The 16,432-nt window shown below is 56.7% G+C and carries 13 protein-coding genes; 10 read left to right on the top strand and 3 right to left on the bottom strand.

Features of this window, described 5'->3' with window-relative positions; translation table 11 throughout:
- On the bottom strand, positions 1-1,818 hold the full coding sequence (locus tag VN114_RS11335; RefSeq protein WP_325514925.1) for an extracellular solute-binding protein: 1,818 nt from the start codon (positions 1,816-1,818) through the stop codon (positions 1-3).
- A gap of 300 nt (positions 1,819-2,118) precedes the next feature.
- Between VN114_RS11335 and fabI the strand changes: the two genes are divergently transcribed.
- The 6 genes from fabI to VN114_RS11305 all read left to right on the top strand — a co-directional run bounded on the left by fabI (position 2,119) and on the right by VN114_RS11305 (position 7,978).
- Positions 2,119-2,904 (top strand): enoyl-ACP reductase FabI, encoded by a 786-nt coding sequence (gene fabI, locus VN114_RS11330; protein WP_325514923.1) that lies wholly within the window; start codon positions 2,119-2,121, stop codon positions 2,902-2,904.
- 402 nt (positions 2,905-3,306) lie between these two features.
- Positions 3,307-4,722, top strand: a complete 1,416-nt coding sequence (locus VN114_RS11325) for a DEAD/DEAH box helicase (protein ID WP_325514921.1) — start codon at positions 3,307-3,309, stop codon at positions 4,720-4,722.
- 156 nt (positions 4,723-4,878) lie between these two features.
- Positions 4,879-5,256, top strand: a complete 378-nt coding sequence (locus VN114_RS11320) for a YXWGXW repeat-containing protein (RefSeq protein ID WP_325514919.1) — start codon at positions 4,879-4,881, stop codon at positions 5,254-5,256.
- A gap of 262 nt (positions 5,257-5,518) precedes the next feature.
- A complete protein-coding gene (locus tag VN114_RS11315; RefSeq protein WP_325514917.1) occupies positions 5,519-5,668 on the top strand; it encodes a hypothetical protein in 150 nt (49 codons plus the stop codon).
- Between the two features lie 58 nt (positions 5,669-5,726).
- Positions 5,727-7,391 (top strand): 2-isopropylmalate synthase, encoded by a 1,665-nt coding sequence (gene leuA, locus VN114_RS11310; protein ID WP_325514915.1) that lies wholly within the window; start codon positions 5,727-5,729, stop codon positions 7,389-7,391.
- 212 nt (positions 7,392-7,603) lie between these two features.
- Positions 7,604-7,978: a hypothetical protein gene (locus tag VN114_RS11305; RefSeq protein ID WP_325514914.1), complete on the top strand. Its 375-nt coding sequence runs from the start codon at positions 7,604-7,606 to the stop codon at positions 7,976-7,978.
- 49 nt (positions 7,979-8,027) lie between these two features.
- Here the strand turns inward: VN114_RS11305 and egtB are convergent, their stop codons facing one another.
- Together egtB and egtD are read right to left on the bottom strand one after the other, a co-directional pair.
- The gene (egtB, locus tag VN114_RS11300) at positions 8,028-9,242 is read right to left on the bottom strand and encodes an ergothioneine biosynthesis protein EgtB (RefSeq protein ID WP_325514912.1); all 1,215 of its coding nucleotides are present in this window, start codon (positions 9,240-9,242) and stop codon (positions 8,028-8,030) included.
- A 105-nt stretch (positions 9,243-9,347) separates the two neighbouring features.
- Complete coding sequence (egtD, locus tag VN114_RS11295; RefSeq protein WP_325514910.1) at positions 9,348-10,310, bottom strand: L-histidine N(alpha)-methyltransferase; 963 nt, start codon at positions 10,308-10,310, stop codon at positions 9,348-9,350.
- A gap of 305 nt (positions 10,311-10,615) precedes the next feature.
- On the opposite strand from egtD, the gene VN114_RS11290 reads away from it, so the two are divergent.
- The 4 genes from VN114_RS11290 (at position 10,616) to VN114_RS11275 (ending at position 16,425) form a co-directional block, all read left to right on the top strand.
- Positions 10,616-12,403, top strand: coding sequence for an ABC transporter transmembrane domain-containing protein (locus VN114_RS11290; RefSeq protein ID WP_325514908.1), 1,788 nt, complete (start codon positions 10,616-10,618; stop codon positions 12,401-12,403).
- Between the two features lie 112 nt (positions 12,404-12,515).
- Complete coding sequence (locus VN114_RS11285; protein WP_325514906.1) at positions 12,516-13,490, top strand: thymidylate synthase; 975 nt, start codon at positions 12,516-12,518, stop codon at positions 13,488-13,490.
- A 16-nt stretch (positions 13,491-13,506) separates the two neighbouring features.
- Positions 13,507-14,007, top strand: a complete 501-nt coding sequence (locus tag VN114_RS11280) for a dihydrofolate reductase (protein ID WP_325514904.1) — start codon at positions 13,507-13,509, stop codon at positions 14,005-14,007.
- A 162-nt stretch (positions 14,008-14,169) separates the two neighbouring features.
- Positions 14,170-16,425, top strand: coding sequence for an arginine/lysine/ornithine decarboxylase (locus VN114_RS11275; protein WP_325514902.1), 2,256 nt, complete (start codon positions 14,170-14,172; stop codon positions 16,423-16,425).
- Positions 16,426-16,432: the final 7 nt, after the last annotated feature.

Here is a 16,432-nt window from a genome sequence, read left to right as displayed (position 1 = left end):
CTATTTTTGCCACCAGGTCGTCAAGACCCAGGCCGACGCGGCATATTGCAGCGGGAGCACCGAAGGAAATGCCAACTTGCTGTTATACGCAACGTAATGTTTCTCGTTGTAGAAATTGGGCACGCAATAATATTCGTGCAGCAAAACACGATCCAGTGCGCGGCTGGCTGCGACAAGATCTGCTCGCGACGTGCTCTTGACGATTCTATCGATTAATTTATCGACCGCTGGATTGGCGATGCCGCCGATATTTTCACTTCCGCTCTCCTTGGCTGCCGCCGAACCGAAATCGCCATAGAGTTCATTGCCCGGACTTGAAGATCCGCCCTTGATCTGCGTCACCATATCGAAATCGAATTCATCCAGTCGTTTCTGCGCCAGCGCAGGATCCAGCACACGATAGTTCAGCGTGATGCCCAGCTTTTCCAGATTCCTGGCAAAAGGTGCCACCACGCGTTCCGATGATTTCTGGACAATCATGAAATCGAATTCGAAAGGCTCGCCTTTTGCATTGCGCAGTGCACCGTCGCGATATGTCCAGCCAGCTTCCGCCAGCAACGCCTTGGCTTCCTTGAGATTGGCCCGTAAAGATCGCGGCGGCTGCGTGCTTGGCGGCACCGGAGCCGGGCCGAAAACTTCCGGACGCAGGATGCCGCGAAGAGGCTCCAGGATGGCCAGCTCTTCCGGACCAGGCAAACCCGTTGCAGCCAGTTCGCTGTTGGTGAAGTAGCTGTAACTGCGTTTTAAACGATCGAAATAGATTTGCCGGTTGAGCCATTCGAAATCGAGTGCCAGACCAATGGCCTTGCGCACCCGGATGTCCTGGAATTCAGGCCGGCGCAGGTTGAACACGAATCCCTGCATTCCCGCACCATTGCGATGGGTGAATTCCTGCTTGACCAGCTCGCCGCTGGAAAATCGCTTTCCGGTATACCCGCGAATCCAGTTTTTGATGCTGTTTTCGACGTTGACCGAAAACTCTCCCGCCTTGAAAGCCTCCAGCCGAATCTGGTCGTCCTTGTAATAGCGATAGGTGACGCGATCGAAATTAAACATGCCGCGCCGACTGGGCAGATTGGTTGCCCAGTATGCCGGGTTGCGCTTGTAGGTAACGAACTTGCCAAGATCGTAGCGTTCGATCGTGTACGGGCCGCTGCCTATCGGCGCTTCCAGCGCCAGCTTGTCGAAAGGTTTTCCCTGTCCCCATTTCGGCGAGAACACGGGCAGTTGCCCCAAAATCAGGTGCAGCTCGCTGTTTTTCTTCGCGAACTCGAAGCGGATGGTGTACGGATTCACCACAACCGCGCGTTTCACATCAGCCCAATAGGAGCGGAATACAGGCGTTGCCGATTTGCTCATCAGCGTTTCAAACGAATACTTCACGTCAGACGCAGTGACCGGATCGCCGTTGGAAAAGCGCGCGGCGCGATTCAGGCGAAAGGAGACGCTCAATCCGTCGGGTGCCAGTTCCATGTCTTCCGCAATCAGGCCATAGGCGGAAAAAGGTTCGTCATCGCTTTGCGTCATGAGGGACTCGAACATCAGGCTCATCTGAGCGAACACAAAGCCGCTTCCTCCAAGCCCCAGTCCCGCCACCGACGTTCCCCTCAAGGTAAACGGATTGAACTTGTCGTAGCTGCCAAGCGCGGCGAAAGTCACCGCGCCCTGCTTGGGTGCGTCCGGATTAACGTAATCGAAATGGGTAAAGCCGGGCCGATACTTGGGCTCGTAACCCAGTGCCATTGCATAGGCCGCAAAGGCATGATTGGCATAACCGAGGCTGCCAAGCAGAAGGAAGGAGAAGATAAATTTAATCATTGGCCTATATGTTCAGCAACCGGGAACACGTGAAGATCGCAGGATTTTACCGAAGGCCCGCTTATCCATGTCAGGGAAAACAATGCGCCCGCCTCGTGCCGGATACCGAAGGAATGATCCGAAAGGTTGCCGACATTGCCTTGTCCCCCTACAATCTTGCCCAGTTTAAGCGGTCTTAACCAAGCAGTCTTAAAATCGCGCCACATTCATTAATTCAACGGACATATCCTCGCAGTGCCGGATCCGAGTCGGTGATTCCCGATCCGCATGACGTACCTGCGAGACTAATCGGAGCATCTCATGGCATTCCTGCAAGGCAAAAAAATCCTCATCACCGGTTTGCTGTCCAACCGTTCGATTGCTTACGGCATCGCCACTGCATGCAAGCGCGAAGGCGCGGAACTGGCATTCACCTATGTCGGCGACCGCTTCAAGGACCGCACGACCGATTTCGCCAGGGAATTCGGCAGCGAACTGATTTTCGATTGCGACGTCGGCAGCGATGAGCAGATCAATGCTTTGTTCGCCGATCTCGGTAAATCGTGGGACAAACTCGACGGTCTGGTGCATGCAATCGGCTTTGCGCCGCGTGAAGCCATTGCCGGCGACTTCCTCGACGGCCTGTCGCGCGAAGGCTTCAAGATTGCGCACGACATTTCCGCGTACAGCTTTCCGGCAATGGCAAAGGCTGCGTTGCCGATGCTGAGTTCCAACGCTGCATTGCTCACACTGAGCTACCTCGGTTCGATGCGCGCGCTGCCGAACTACAACACGATGGGCCTTGCCAAGGCATCGCTGGAAGCCAGTGTGCGTTACATGGCCGAATCGCTCGGACCGAAAGGGATTCGTGTCAACGGCGTCTCGGCCGGTCCGATCAAGACGCTGGCGGCTTCCGGCATCAAGGATTTCGGCAAGATCCTCAACTTCGTCAAGGACAATGCACCGCTGCGCCGCAACGTGACGATCGAGGATGTCGGTAATGCATCGGCATTCCTGCTGTCCGATCTGGCAGGCGGCATCACGGGCGAAATCACTTACGTAGACGGCGGCTTCTCGCACGTTGTCCCGGGCATGGGCGCGGACTAAGCGATTTTCTGCATGCAGGAACAAACGGCGCTTCGGCGCCGTTTGTTCATTGATCTTGAATTTCTCGGATGTTTCTCTTGAGGCATCGAACAGCGAAACGGCAATAATGCCTCGACAGAGCGCGTCAAAGCGATTACAATACGCGCTGTGCTTTGCAACAGGCAATGCACTTTTTGCAGCATCGCGAACCGTTAGCAGTAACGATAAAGCCCTCCCGCCTTTCAGGTGTTGAATTTCAGACACCGTCCCGGCGCAAAGCTTTTGTGCCGAAATCTCTCAGATTTTTCTTAGCTGTTTCGTTGGTTGGCGTTGCATTTTTGCGTACGCAATTTTCATCATGACGGTTCACCGACCGGTGGCTTTGTCACGAATATTGCAACGCTGATTTTACGAAAGAAAATAATGACTTTTGAATCACTAGGCCTCCACCCGTCCATCATCAAGGCATTGGCCGAATCCGGCTATACCGAACCGACCTCTGTCCAGGCACAGGCTATCCCTGCCGGCATCGAAGGCCGCGACATGATGGTGTCGTCGCAAACGGGTTCAGGCAAAACCGCAGCATTCATGTTGCCGGCCCTGCACAAATTCGCCATCCAGTCGGATGAGCAACCGGCTGGCGGCAAAACGCCGAACCAGGAAATGCAATCGTCCCGTTCCCGCGGCGAGCGTCCACGCTTCAAGGCTGCACAGCCGAAGATGCTGGTGTTGACGCCGACACGCGAACTGGCCCTGCAGGTCACGACCTCGACCGACAAATACGGCGCGTTCAACCGTCGCGTCAAGGCCGTGTCGATCCTTGGCGGCATGCCTTACCCTAAACAGATGCAACTGCTGTCGCGCAATCCGGAAATCCTGGTCGCAACGCCAGGCCGTCTGATCGACCACATGGAATCGGGCAAGATCGATTTCTCGCAATTGCAGATTCTGGTGCTGGACGAAGCTGACCGCATGCTGGACATGGGCTTCATCGACGACATCGAGAAAATCGTTGCTGCCACGCCGGAAGGCCGTCAGACAATGCTGTTCTCGGCCACGCTTGACGGCATGGTCGGCAACATGGCAAAGCGCATCACGCGCGATCCACTGATCATTCAGATCGCGGGCTCGGCTTCCAAGCACGAAAACATCCAGCAACGCGTCCACTTTGTCGACGACCTGTCGCACAAGAATCGCATGCTCGATCATCTGCTGCGTGACGAAACGATGGATCAGGCTGTTGTCTTTACTGCGACCAAGCGCGATGCAGACACGATCGCGGATCGTTTGAACATCGCCGGCTTCGCTGCTGCCGCACTGCATGGCGACATGCATCAAGGCGCACGTAACCGCACGCTCGACGGCCTGCGCCGCGGCAATATCCGCGTGCTGGTTGCAACTGACGTGGCTGCACGTGGTATCGACGTTCCTGGCATCACGCACGTCGTCAACTACGACCTGCCGAAATTCCCGGAAGACTATGTGCATCGCATCGGCCGTACCGGTCGCGCAGGCCGTAACGGCATCGCCGTTTCGCTGGTCAACCACGCAGAAGGCATGAACGTCAAACGCATCGAGCGCTTCACCAAGCAATTGATTCCTGTCTCCGTCATCGAAGGTTTCGAACCAAAGCGCAGCGCTTCGGCACCGCGTTCGAACAAACCGGGCGGCTGGAAACCAGGCGACAACCGTGGCGGCAACAAAACGAGCCAGCGCACGTTCAGCAAACCGGGCAGCGCACCGCGCAACGAAGGTTCCGGCTTCGGCAAGGGCCCTCGTACCGGCAGCGGCACGGGCAACCCTGCAGGCGCACCGCGCCGTTCGTTCGGCGAACGCTGATCGAAATCGTATTTGTATCAAACAAAAACGGGCCTGATGGCCCGTTTTTTTATGCCCGGATGCGCTGCCGTAACAAGTGTAAGCAATTGCTTGAATTTCACCCGCCTTGCAAATTCCGCTATATATTTGATTTCCATCGTTATCGGGGAAACCATCATGAAGCCATCTCTCGCCTTGATTGCCGCAATACTGGTCAGCACCTCGGCCGCCCTGCCTTTGCAAGCTGCGGCGCAAGTCAGTATCAACGTCAATATCGGAAGCGAGCCACCGCCCTTGCGTTATGAACGCGTACCGTCCCCACGCAGCGGCTATGTCTGGGCCCCGGGCTATTGGGACTGGAACGGGCATACCCATGTGTGGGCCGATGGCCATTGGGTCCGAGAACGCCCGGGGTATGTCTATGAGCGTGCCGAGTGGTATCAGGAAAATGGCGGATGGCATTTGCGCAAGGGGAAGTGGAAAGCGCACAAGGGCAAGCATCATGAAGATCGCTATCACTGCCCTCCGGGACAAGCAAAAAAGGGAAATTGCTGATTGCAGGAATTTCATTTTTGGCAAAAGCCCAGTCGACTTCTTCCGACTGCGCTTTTGCAACGATTCCAGGGCGCGACTTGACAGTTACGCCCTGCTTCGCCTACAGTAAGCAAATGTTTTCCGCTCCGAACATCTCGTCCCCATCGCACGTCGCCGGCATTCTGCTATCGACGCTGCTATCGCTACTACTAGCCTAGTATCGATGTTCCCTGCTGTCCGCAGCAATGCAATACCCCCAAACGCAGTACCAAACGAGTTGTTCGTGATTAGCATGCTTACCAAGCCTATTTCCGTTGTGCGCATCCTTAGCGACCTGATCGCAGAAGCCCTGCTACTGCTACCGATCGGTTGCCTGACCACGCGCATGTGGCAGTCAGGCAGCCCTCCCGCCACACCTGACACCATTTCATGAACGTTGCAGGTCACCATCGGCAAGCCGTTCGCAGTATTCAAAGACAAGAGGAATTACCATGATGCTCACCAACCCGGAAACCAAATACCGCGCCTTCCCGACCATCGGCCTCAAGGACCGCACCTGGCCAAACAACGTCATCAGCAAACCGCCGATCTGGATGAGCACCGATCTGCGCGACGGCAATCAGGCACTGATTGATCCGATGGATTCGGCGAAGAAGCTGCGCTTTTTCGAGATGCTGCTGAAGATCGGCGTGAAGGAAATCGAAATCGCGTTTCCATCTGCATCGCAAACCGATTTCGATTTCTGCCGCAAGCTGATCGACGAAAAACGCATCCCGGACGACGTGACCGTCGAAGTGCTGACGCAGGCACGCGAAGACCTGATCCGCCGCACGGTCGATTCCGTCGTGGGCGCACGCCGCGCGATCGTGCACATGTACAACGCCACGGCACCGTCGTTCCGCAAGATCATGTTCAACATGAGCAAGGATGAGGTCAAGGAACTGGCCGTCAACGGCACCAAACTGATCAAGCAATTGACCGATGCGCATCCGGAAACCGAATGGGTCTACCAGTACTCGCCTGAAGCCTTCAGCATGACCGAGTTGGATTTTGCAAAAGAAGTCGTCGATGCCGTCTCCGAAGCATGGGGCCCGACACCTGAACGCAAGATGATCGTCAACCTGCCGGGTACGGTCGAATCCGCCACGCCGAACGTCTACGCCGATCAGGTCGAGTGGATGCATCGCAATATCGAACGCCGCGATTCGATCATCATCAGCCTTCACCCGCACAACGATCGCGGCTGCGCAGTCGCGGCCGCCGAACTCGGCGTGATGGCCGGTGCAGATCGTGTTGAAGGCTGTCTGTTCGGCAACGGCGAACGCACCGGTAACGTCGACCTCGTCACCCTCGCATTGAATCTGTATTCGCAGGGCATCAACCCGGGCCTCGACTTCTCCGACATCGACGCGATCCGTCAGACCGTCGAAGAGTGCAACCAGATTCCGGTGCATCCGCGCCATCCGTACGCAGGCGACCTCGTCTTCACCGCGTTCTCCGGCTCGCATCAGGATGCGATCAAAAAAGGTTTCGCCAAGCAGAAGAAAGACGAAATCTGGGAAGTGCCTTACCTGCCAGTCGATCCAGCCGACCTCGGCCGCAGCTACGACGCCGTCATTCGCGTCAACAGCCAGTCCGGCAAAGGTGGCATGGCGTATCTGCTCGAACAGGAATTCGGCCTCGTTTTGCCGCGCCGCCTGCAGATCGAATTCAGCCGCGTCGTGCAACGCGTCACCGATGAAACCGGCAAGGAAGTCGTTGCCGGCGACATTCATACGATCTTCAAGAATGAATACGTGGATGCGCTGTCGCCATACAACTACCGCAGCCATAACATGGTCGATGCGAATGGCGTGATCGAAATCGAAGTCGAGCTGGAAAAAGACGGCAAGCCGATGAAGGTCAAGGGCAAAGGCAACGGTCCGATCGACGCCTTCGTCGATGCACTGGGCCTCGACATCAAGTTCATGGATTTCCACGAACACGCCATCGGCTCCGGCGCAGACGCCAATGCCGCCAGCTACATTGAACTGCGCGTCAACAACGGCCCGACCCGTTTCGGCGTCGGCATCGACTGCAATATCATGAAGGCATCTTTCCGCGCCGTCCTGAGTGCAGTGAACCGTGACAGTGCATTGAATGTAAAAGCTGCCTGAGCCACCCAAGACCTTGCAAAAAAGCCGCTGAGATTCAGCGGCTTTTTTTATCTGAAAAATATGCATGACCGGATTTGTGAAATTCGATTCCTGCATATGAAATTCAGGTGAGGTATTTCCCGCCACAAACGCGCGACTTCCCGGGCAATTTCATTGACTAGATTTATCGCCCAACCCTACTATGGAGTTGTCCACATCAGTAAAGCATCGCCATGTCTGACAAGAATACGGAAGGCAATAACGTCCTGCTCTTCAAACGTGTTGCCAAGCAAGGTTCCGCGGCGGTTACCATCGCGGCGGAACTGAGAGAACTGTTGATCGTTTACGATCAATTGATCGTCCTGCTCAGGGAAACATACGACGATGGACTGGACTCGCTGACTGATGATCTGGTCGTTTCTGTCGTTGGCTGCAGGGAAGCGCTGGCAAACGGCATCGACGATAAAACCGGTCTGGAGATGGTGAAAAAAATGCGTGCCGGGTTGCACGAAATCCCGCGCATCCTGCGTTCGATCCTGCCCGGTCTTGGCCCCCGCCTAGGCGAAAGTATCGAACGGAAATTGGGTGTGCAATTTTCCAAATATTGAATGAAAAAAGCCGCTGAACACAGCGGCTTTTTTGATACGTGGTGCACCCTTATTTCGCCAGCCGAATTCCCATGAACTGCCAGCGCGCAGTCGCCGGAAAGAAGTTTCGGTAGCTGGTCCGTGCGTGACCTTCCGGTGTCGCGGACGACGAACCACGCAATACATACTGATTCGACATGAACTTTCCGTTGTATTCACCGAGCGCACCGTCTGCGGTGCGGAATCCCGGATACGGCGCGTAGCTGCTGGACGTCCATTGCCAGCAGGTGCCGAACAGTTGCGTCAGGGTCTTGTCGGTGCCCGCGGCATGTTCCCATTCCGCTTCGGTCGGCAAACGAGCGCCGGCCCAGCGTGCGTAGGCATCGGCCTCGAAATAGGAAATCTGCGTGGCGGCGGCATTCCGGTCCAGCGCCTGCAGGCCGTGCAGGCCGAAGCTGTGCCAGCCATCATCGGTTTCGCGCCAGTACAACGGATGCGCGAGCTCTTCCCGCTTCACCCAGTCCCAGCCTTCCGACAGCCACAGCGACGGATCGCGATAACCGCCGGCTTCGATAAAGGCGAGATATTCGCCGTTGGTCACGAGACGCGACGCAAGTTGATACGGTTCGACGAACTGGCGATGGCGCGGTAGTTCATTATCGAAGCTGAAGCCGTCGTCGCCATGGCCGATCTCGACGATGCCGGCGTCGAACGCGCACCATCGCAACGGCGCTGCCATCGCAGTCGCTCGCGGCTTGCCTTCCCTGTAAGCCGGCCACAAGGGATTGCACGACAGCAGATGCAGTACATCCGTCAGCATCAGTTCCTGATGCTGCTGTTCGTGTTGCAGGCCGAGTTCCAGTAATTTTGCCAGCGCGACGAATGATTCGACCGGCAGATCGGACGACAGCAGCGCGAGCATGCGGGCATCGACGTTGTGCCGATAGGCGATTACTTCATCCAGTGCCGGCCGTGTCAGCAGACCGCGATGCGGTCGCGCATGCTTGTCGCCCACGCCGTTGTAATACGAATTGAACAGTACGCGAAACGCCGGATGAAACGGTTTGAAACCCGCTTCGTACTGTTCGAGGATGAAAGTTTCAAAGAACCAGGTGGTATGCGCCAGATGCCATTTGATCGGACTCGCATCCGGCATCGATTGCGCACAGCAATCTTCCTCCGACAGCGGCGAAGCCAGCGTCATCGAATGACGGCGTACTTGCGCGAAACGCTGCGGCAGGACTTCCAGATCGTTCAGGCGGATGCGTTCGGCTTGTGCGTTCATGATGTTTTCCTCCGGCGCAATCAGAAGACGTTCGCTGCGCTGTTCTGCTTCGGTAAAAGGATTTGGACTGCCTCGTCGTAGGCACGTTCCATGATTGTGTACTTATCAGGCTGCGTGTGCATGACACACGAGAAACCATTCCTGCGGATCGGTCCAGACTGCAACATTTCGGAATCCTGCTACTTGCAGCAACTTAACGAAATCCTGACGTGTGTATTTGTAGCTGTTCTCAGTATGAATGCGCTCACCGCGAGCGAATCGGCGCTCGCCTCCCTGCCAGCGCACAAGCTGGTCTGATGCGGCTTCAAGATGCATTTCGATGCGGCTCGATTCCCCATTGAAAAATCCGCGATGCCGCCATTCGCGCAAATCGAAATCGGCTTCCAGCAAGCGATTCAAATGGCGTAGCAGATTCAGATTGAATGCTGCAGTAACACCAAGCGCATCGTCGTAGGCCGCATCCAGTACAGCCTTGTCCTTGACAAGATCGACGCCGATCAGCAAGCCGCCTTCGGCCTTGCCATTTTTCACGCAGGCTGCATGCACCCGCTTGAGAAAGGTCAGTGATTCTTCCGGCGTGAAGTTGCCGATGGACGAACCGGGATAAAAGAACAGGCGATTGCCGGCATTCACCTCGTCAGGCAATGTCAGTGCCGACGAAAAATCCATGCCTACGCCCACCATGTCAATCTGCGGAAACTGTTGCTGGAGGCGATCAACCGCATCGCGCAAAAACGTCACTGAAATATCCACCGGCACATATTGCGAAGGCTGCAAAAACGGGAAAAGCCTGGCCGCCTTCGCACAATTTCCGGCACCCAGATCGATCAACGTCGTACCCCTACCGGTCGAACGCGCAATCTCTTCTGCATGCGTGGCGAATATCTGTGCTTCGGTGCGCGTCGGATAATATTCGGGCAGTTCGCAGATCGCTTCGAACAACTTGGAGCCCAGCGCGTCGTATAGATATTTCGGTGAAGCGGAAGCTTGTTCGGCAGTCAGCCCTGCGATCAGTTCTTGATGAATATCGTGTGTATGTTCCTGCAGTTGCTGAATGAAACGGGCCAATGAATTCTCCTTGTTCTGTGATGTGCGCTCTATCGCAGATCATCATGCCTCACGAGGAATCGCGGTCGGGCTATTATGCCGTTGCAGGAACAATCGTGCTGACACCTGTAATGACAGGTATTCGTTCGATCGCGAAAAAAGGTTACGACACAAAGCAAAATTCCCTGCCATGCGAGAGATGCTAAGCTAGCCCATTGCGGACAGGCTGTTTTTCCGCGATTACCGCCACGATCACAATCATTCGGCACCTTATTTGCAACGCGCCGCACCCACCGTTCGATTACCCACACAAGCAATCAATAAAGATGGTTTCCAGGAATTCAAGAGATCTACCCAAAGGCAGTATCGTCACGTTGCGCGGCCTGGCTCGTTTTCTTCTGCCGTACAAGAAACAGTTTGCGCTCGCCGCGATTGCCTTGATCGTCGCAGCCGGTGCAACGCTGGCGATTCCGTATGCATTCCGCCAGATGATCGATCTGGGCTTCGGCGCAGGCGGCATTCAAAGCACGACACATATCAACACCTATTTCATCGCACTGTTCGGCGTTGCATGCGTATTGGGTGTGGCGACAGCAGCGCGTTTCTACATGGTGTCGTGGCTGGGCGAACGCGTCACTGCAGATATTCGCAGCGCCGTGTATACGCATGTCGTGACGCAAAGCCCGCAATTTTTCGAAACGACTCAAAGCGGCGAGGTATTGTCGCGTCTCACCACCGACACCACGCTGATCCAGACGCTGATCGGTACCAGTATTTCGATGGCGCTGCGCAATATTCTGCTGTTCATCGGCGGGCTTGGCATGATGTTCGTCACCAGCGCGCGTCTGACGTCCATCATCCTGGTGATGCTGATTGCTGTCGTCTTGCCGATCGTGTTGTTCGGCCGCCGCGTGCGATCGCTGTCGCGCGATTCTCAGGACAGAATCGCCGACGCCTCGGCGCTGGCGGGTGAAATCCTCAACGCGATGCCGACCGTGCAGGCGTTCACGCACGAAAAGATCGAATCGAACCGTTTCGGCCTGACGGTTGAAGATGCGTTCAAAACCGCGATCCGCCGCATTCGCGCGCGCGCCTTGCTGACGATGATCGCGATCCTGCTGGTTTTCGGTGCGATCGTGTTTGTGCTGTGGCTGGGTGCACACGCGGTGATCGACGGCACGATGAGCGGTGGCCAGCTCGGTCAGTTCATTCTGTACTCGGCTATCGTGGCCGGCGGTATCGGCGCCTTGTCCGAAGTAATGGGCGATGCGCAACGTGCCGCCGGCGCCGCAGAGCGCCTGCTGGAACTGCTTTCCGCACAATCACCGATCACCTCCCCGGTCGAACCGCTTGCGTTACCGCCGCGACGCGCAAACGGCGCAGCGCTGACGCTGGACATGGTGACCTTCGCCTATCCATCGCGGCCGTTGACGCCGGCAATCTCCGGCCTGTCGGTAACGATCGGTGCCGGTGAAACGGTTGCCGTGGTGGGTCCGTCCGGCGCAGGTAAAACGTCGCTGTTCCAGTTGCTGCTGCGCTTCTACGATCCGCAGGAGGGTACGATCGAACTGGACGGCACGGATATTCGCCAGCTCGATCTGCACGCGCTGCGCGACACCATTGGTATCGTGCCGCAGGACACCGTGATTTTTTCCGCCAATGCGATGGAAAACATCCGCTACGGCCGTCCCGATGCCAGTGACGAGGAAGTCGTGATCGCGGCCAAACTCGCCGCCGCGCACGAGTTCATCGAACGTCTGCCGGAAAGTTATTTATCCTTCCTCGGCGAACGCGGCGTACGCCTCTCCGGCGGACAGCGCCAGCGCATCGCGATCGCACGCGCGCTGCTGAAAAATCCGCCGTTACTGTTGCTGGACGAGGCGACCAGCGCTCTCGATGCCGAATCCGAACGACTGATTCAAGGCGCGCTGGAAGCCGCCATGGTCGGTCGCACCACGCTCGTCATCGCACACCGGCTGGCAACCGTACAGCGAGCCGATCGCATCATCGTGATGGAACATGGCAGGATCGTCGAAACCGGCACGCACGCGTCACTGGTCGCGGCCGGCGGCTTGTATGCCGGCCTGGCGGCGCTGCAGTTCGGCCAGCATTGAGCCCATTTCAGCCCCATTGATTCGGTAACGTTAAAATAGCGGTTTTCGCAGGTGCGGCAATATGCGTAACGCTCGCTGCCCTGAGCAACCAGAACATCAGAACGGACGATGCATGAAACAATATCTTGACCTGGTGCGCACGATCCTCGACACCGGTACATGGCAAGAAAACCGCACCGGCATTCGCACCATCAGCATTCCGGGCGCAATGCTGCGCTTCGATCTGCAAAAGGATGGTTTTCCGGCCGTCACCACCAAACGCCTCGCGTTCAAATCGGTGATCGGCGAACTGGTCGGCTTTCTGCGCGCATCGCGCAGTGCAGCGGATTTCCGTGCGCTTGGCTGCAAGGTATGGGATCAGAACGCCAATGAAAACGTCGAGTGGCTGGCCAATCCGTATCGCCTGGAAGAAGACGATCTGGGGCCGGTCTATGGCGTACAGTGGCGCGCATGGCCAGCCTACAAGCTGATCGAGGCTGACAAGAAGGCACAGATCCAGCATGCGCAGGAACGCGGCTTCCGCGTGGTGGGCGTTGTCAAGGATCAAGGCACGGACAAGGTGTTGCTGTACAAGGCGATCGACCAGTTGCGCGACTGCCTGGATACCATCATCAAGAATCCCGGCAGCCGCCGCATCCTGTTCCACGGCTGGAACTGCGCCGATCTCGATGCGATCGCTCTGCCCGCCTGCCATCTGCTGTACCAGTTCCTGCCGAACCAGACGACCAAGGAAATTTCGCTGTGCCTGTATATCCGCAGCAACGATATCGGACTCGGCACCCCGTTCAACCTGGCGGAAGGCGCTGCGCTGCTGCATCTGGTCGGCCGCCTGACGGGCTACACGCCAAAGTGGTTTACCTACTTCATCGGCGACGCGCATATCTACGAGAACCATCTGGATATGCTGAACGAACAGTTGCAGCGCGATCCGTATCCGGCACCGAAGCTGGTGCTGTCCAAGCGCATTCCGGAATATGCCGTCACCGGTAAATACGAACCGGAATGGCTGGACAAACTTGAACCCGGCGATTTTGCGCTGGAAGATTATCAACATCACGCGCCGTTGAGCGCGCCGATGGCCGTCTGAACGGAATCACGATCCAATGCCTTCTCAACTGACTCTCGTCGTCGCCATCGATGCCAACAATGGCATTGGCATCGACAATCAACTACCGTGGCATCTGCCGGAAGATCTGGCGCACTTCAAGCGCACCACGTCCGGTCATCCGATCATCATGGGCCGCAAGACGTTCGACTCGATCGGCCGTCCGTTGCCGAATCGCCGCAACATCGTCGTTACGCGCAATCCCGGCTGGAAACATGACGGCGTCGAAGCAGTCACCTCCATTGCCGCGGCGAAAGCACTGGTCGACGGCGACAATAACAGTGCGCCTGCCTTCATCATCGGCGGCGGCCAGATTTTTGCCGACACGCTGCCCGAAGCCGATCGCCTGATCGTCACGCATATCGACAAGACATTCGACTGCGACGCATTTTTCCCTGCCATCGATCCCTCGGTGTGGAAGGAAGTTGCCCGCGAAGACCACCGCTCGGAAGCCAACGGCTTCGACTTTTCCTACATCACTTACGACCGCATTCGCTGACGCACCGTCGTCATGCTTTCGTCATATACAACACCGGCGGCCCCGATGCGACAAAACCGCCGGTTTTCTGCACAAATCCGTCGCATATCTGCGAAAATTCGCTTTCCCTGAGCGACAGACAAATACCGTCCTGTGCGCCACGCCTTTCCTGCTGGAGATTTCATGAAATTTCGCTTCCCCATCGTCATCATCGACGAAGACTTCCGTTCCGAGAATACCTCCGGCCTCGGCATCCGCGCGCTTGCCGACGCAATCGAAAAGGAAGGCATGGAAGTGCTTGGCGTCACCAGCTATGGCGACCTGTCGCAATTCGCGCAACAGCAATCGCGCGCATCGGCTTTCATCCTGTCGATCGACGACGAGGAATTCGGCAGTGGCTCATTCGAAGACACCGATTACGCATTGAAATCGCTGCGCGCCTTCGTCGAGGAAATCCGTCACAAGAACGCCGATATCCCGATCTACCTGTACGGCGAAACGCGTACGTCGCGCCACATCCCGAATGACATCCTGCGCGAACTGCACGGATTCATCCACATGTTCGAGGACACGCCGGAATTCGTCGCGCGTCACATCATTCGCGAAGCGAAATCGTACATGGACGGACTCGCGCCTCCATTCTTCCGCGCGCTGGTGCATTACGCACAGGACGGTTCGTACTCGTGGCACTGCCCGGGCCACTCCGGTGGCGTTGCGTTCCTGAAGTCTCCGATCGGCCAGATGTTCCACCAGTTCTTTGGTGAAAACATGCTGCGCGCCGACGTTTGCAACGCTGTCGAAGAACTCGGCCAGTTGCTCGATCACACCGGCCCGGTTGCCGCATCGGAACGCAATGCTGCGCGCATCTTCAATGCCGATCACTGCTACTTCGTCACCAACGGCACCTCGACGTCGAACAAGATGGTCTGGCATTCGACCGTCGCGCCGGGCGACATCGTCGTCGTCGATCGCAACTGCCACAAATCGATTCTGCATTCGATCATCATGACCGGCGCGATTCCTGTCTTCCTGATGCCGACGCGTAATCACTTGGGCATCATCGGCCCGATTCCGCTGTCGGAATTTTCGATGGAAAACATTCGCAAGAAAATCGAAGCGAATCCCTTTGCGCGCGAAGCCGTCAACAAGAAGCCGCGCATCCTGACCATCACGCAATCGACGTATGACGGCGTGATCTATAACGTCGAGACATTGAAAAATCTGCTCGACGGCGAAATCGACACACTGCATTTCGACGAGGCATGGCTACCGCATGCGACATTCCATGACTTCTACAAGGACATGCACGCGATCGGCAAGGATCGTCCACGCGCAAAAGAGTCGATGATCTTCTCCACCCAATCGACGCACAAATTGCTGGCCGGCCTGTCGCAGGCATCGCAGATCCTGGTGCGCGAATCGGAGAAGGTGAAACTCGATCAGGATGCGTTCAACGAAGCCTATCTGATGCACACATCGACGTCGCCGCAGTATTCGATCATCGCGTCGCTCGACGTGGCGGCATCGATGATGGAAGCACCGGGCGGCACCGCACTGGTGGAAGAAAGCATTCTGGAGGCACTGGATTTCCGCCGCGCCATGCGCAAGATCGAAGCCGAATGGGGCAAGGAAGACTGGTGGTTCCAGGTGTGGGGGCCGGACACCTTTGCCGACGATGGCATCGGATCGCGGGAAGACTGGATGATCCGCGCCGAAGACAGCTGGCACGGCTTCGGCAATCTCGCACCGGGTTTCAACATGCTGGACCCGATCAAGGCGACGATTGTCACACCAGGCCTGTCGTTGGACGGCAAGTTCGGCGACACCGGCATCCCCGCATCGATCGTGACCAAATATCTGGCCGAACACGGTGTTATCGTCGAAAAGTGCGGCCTGTACTCGTTCTTCATCATGTTCACCATCGGCATCACGAAAGGTCGCTGGAACACGCTGCTGACTGCGTTGCAACAGTTCAAGGACGACTACGACAAGAACCAGCCGATGTGGCGCATCCTGCCGGAATTTGCACAGGCAAACACGCGCTACGAGCGCGTCGGTCTGCGCGACCTGTGTCACATGATCCACGATTTCTACAAGGCCTACGATGTTGCACGCCTGACGACCGAGATGTATCTGTCAGACATGCAACCGGCAATGAAACCGTCGGACGCCTTCTCCAAAATGGCACACCGCGAAATCGAACGCGTTGCCATTGACGATCTGGAAAGCCGTGTCACTTCGATCCTGTTGACGCCCTATCCACCGGGCATTCCTCTGCTGATTCCGGGCGAACGCTTCAACAAGACGATCGTGGATTACCTGCGCTTTGCGCGCGACTTCAATGAGAAATTCCCAGGCTTCGAAACCGATGTGCACGGTCTGGTGACACGCGAGGTAGACGGCAAACGCGGTTATTTTGTCGATTGCGTGAAACAGTAACGCCGGC

The organism is Oxalicibacterium sp., assembly GCF_035565035.1.
In the GTDB taxonomy this organism is placed as follows: Bacteria; Pseudomonadota; Gammaproteobacteria; order Burkholderiales; family Burkholderiaceae_D; genus Oxalicibacterium.
The sequence above is the reverse complement of the archived record's forward strand: the minus strand, read 5'-3'. Positions and strand labels throughout refer to the sequence as shown.

Excerpts from the sequence above, each read along its gene's own strand:
- VN114_RS11335 (WP_325514925.1), bottom strand. The coding sequence starts at position 1,818 with ATGATTAAATTTATCTTCTCCTTCCTTCTGCTTGGCAGCCTCGGTTAT.
- fabI (WP_325514923.1), top strand. The coding sequence starts at position 2,119 with ATGGCATTCCTGCAAGGCAAAAAAATCCTCATCACCGGTTTGCTGTCC.
- VN114_RS11325 (WP_325514921.1), top strand. The coding sequence starts at position 3,307 with ATGACTTTTGAATCACTAGGCCTCCACCCGTCCATCATCAAGGCATTG.
- VN114_RS11320 (WP_325514919.1), top strand. The coding sequence starts at position 4,879 with ATGAAGCCATCTCTCGCCTTGATTGCCGCAATACTGGTCAGCACCTCG.
- leuA (WP_325514915.1), top strand. The coding sequence starts at position 5,727 with ATGATGCTCACCAACCCGGAAACCAAATACCGCGCCTTCCCGACCATC.
- VN114_RS11305 (WP_325514914.1), top strand. The coding sequence starts at position 7,604 with ATGTCTGACAAGAATACGGAAGGCAATAACGTCCTGCTCTTCAAACGT.
- egtB (WP_325514912.1), bottom strand. The coding sequence starts at position 9,242 with ATGAACGCACAAGCCGAACGCATCCGCCTGAACGATCTGGAAGTCCTG.
- VN114_RS11290 (WP_325514908.1), top strand. The coding sequence starts at position 10,616 with ATGGTTTCCAGGAATTCAAGAGATCTACCCAAAGGCAGTATCGTCACG.
- VN114_RS11285 (WP_325514906.1), top strand. The coding sequence starts at position 12,516 with ATGAAACAATATCTTGACCTGGTGCGCACGATCCTCGACACCGGTACA.
- VN114_RS11280 (WP_325514904.1), top strand. The coding sequence starts at position 13,507 with ATGCCTTCTCAACTGACTCTCGTCGTCGCCATCGATGCCAACAATGGC.
- VN114_RS11275 (WP_325514902.1), top strand. The coding sequence starts at position 14,170 with ATGAAATTTCGCTTCCCCATCGTCATCATCGACGAAGACTTCCGTTCC.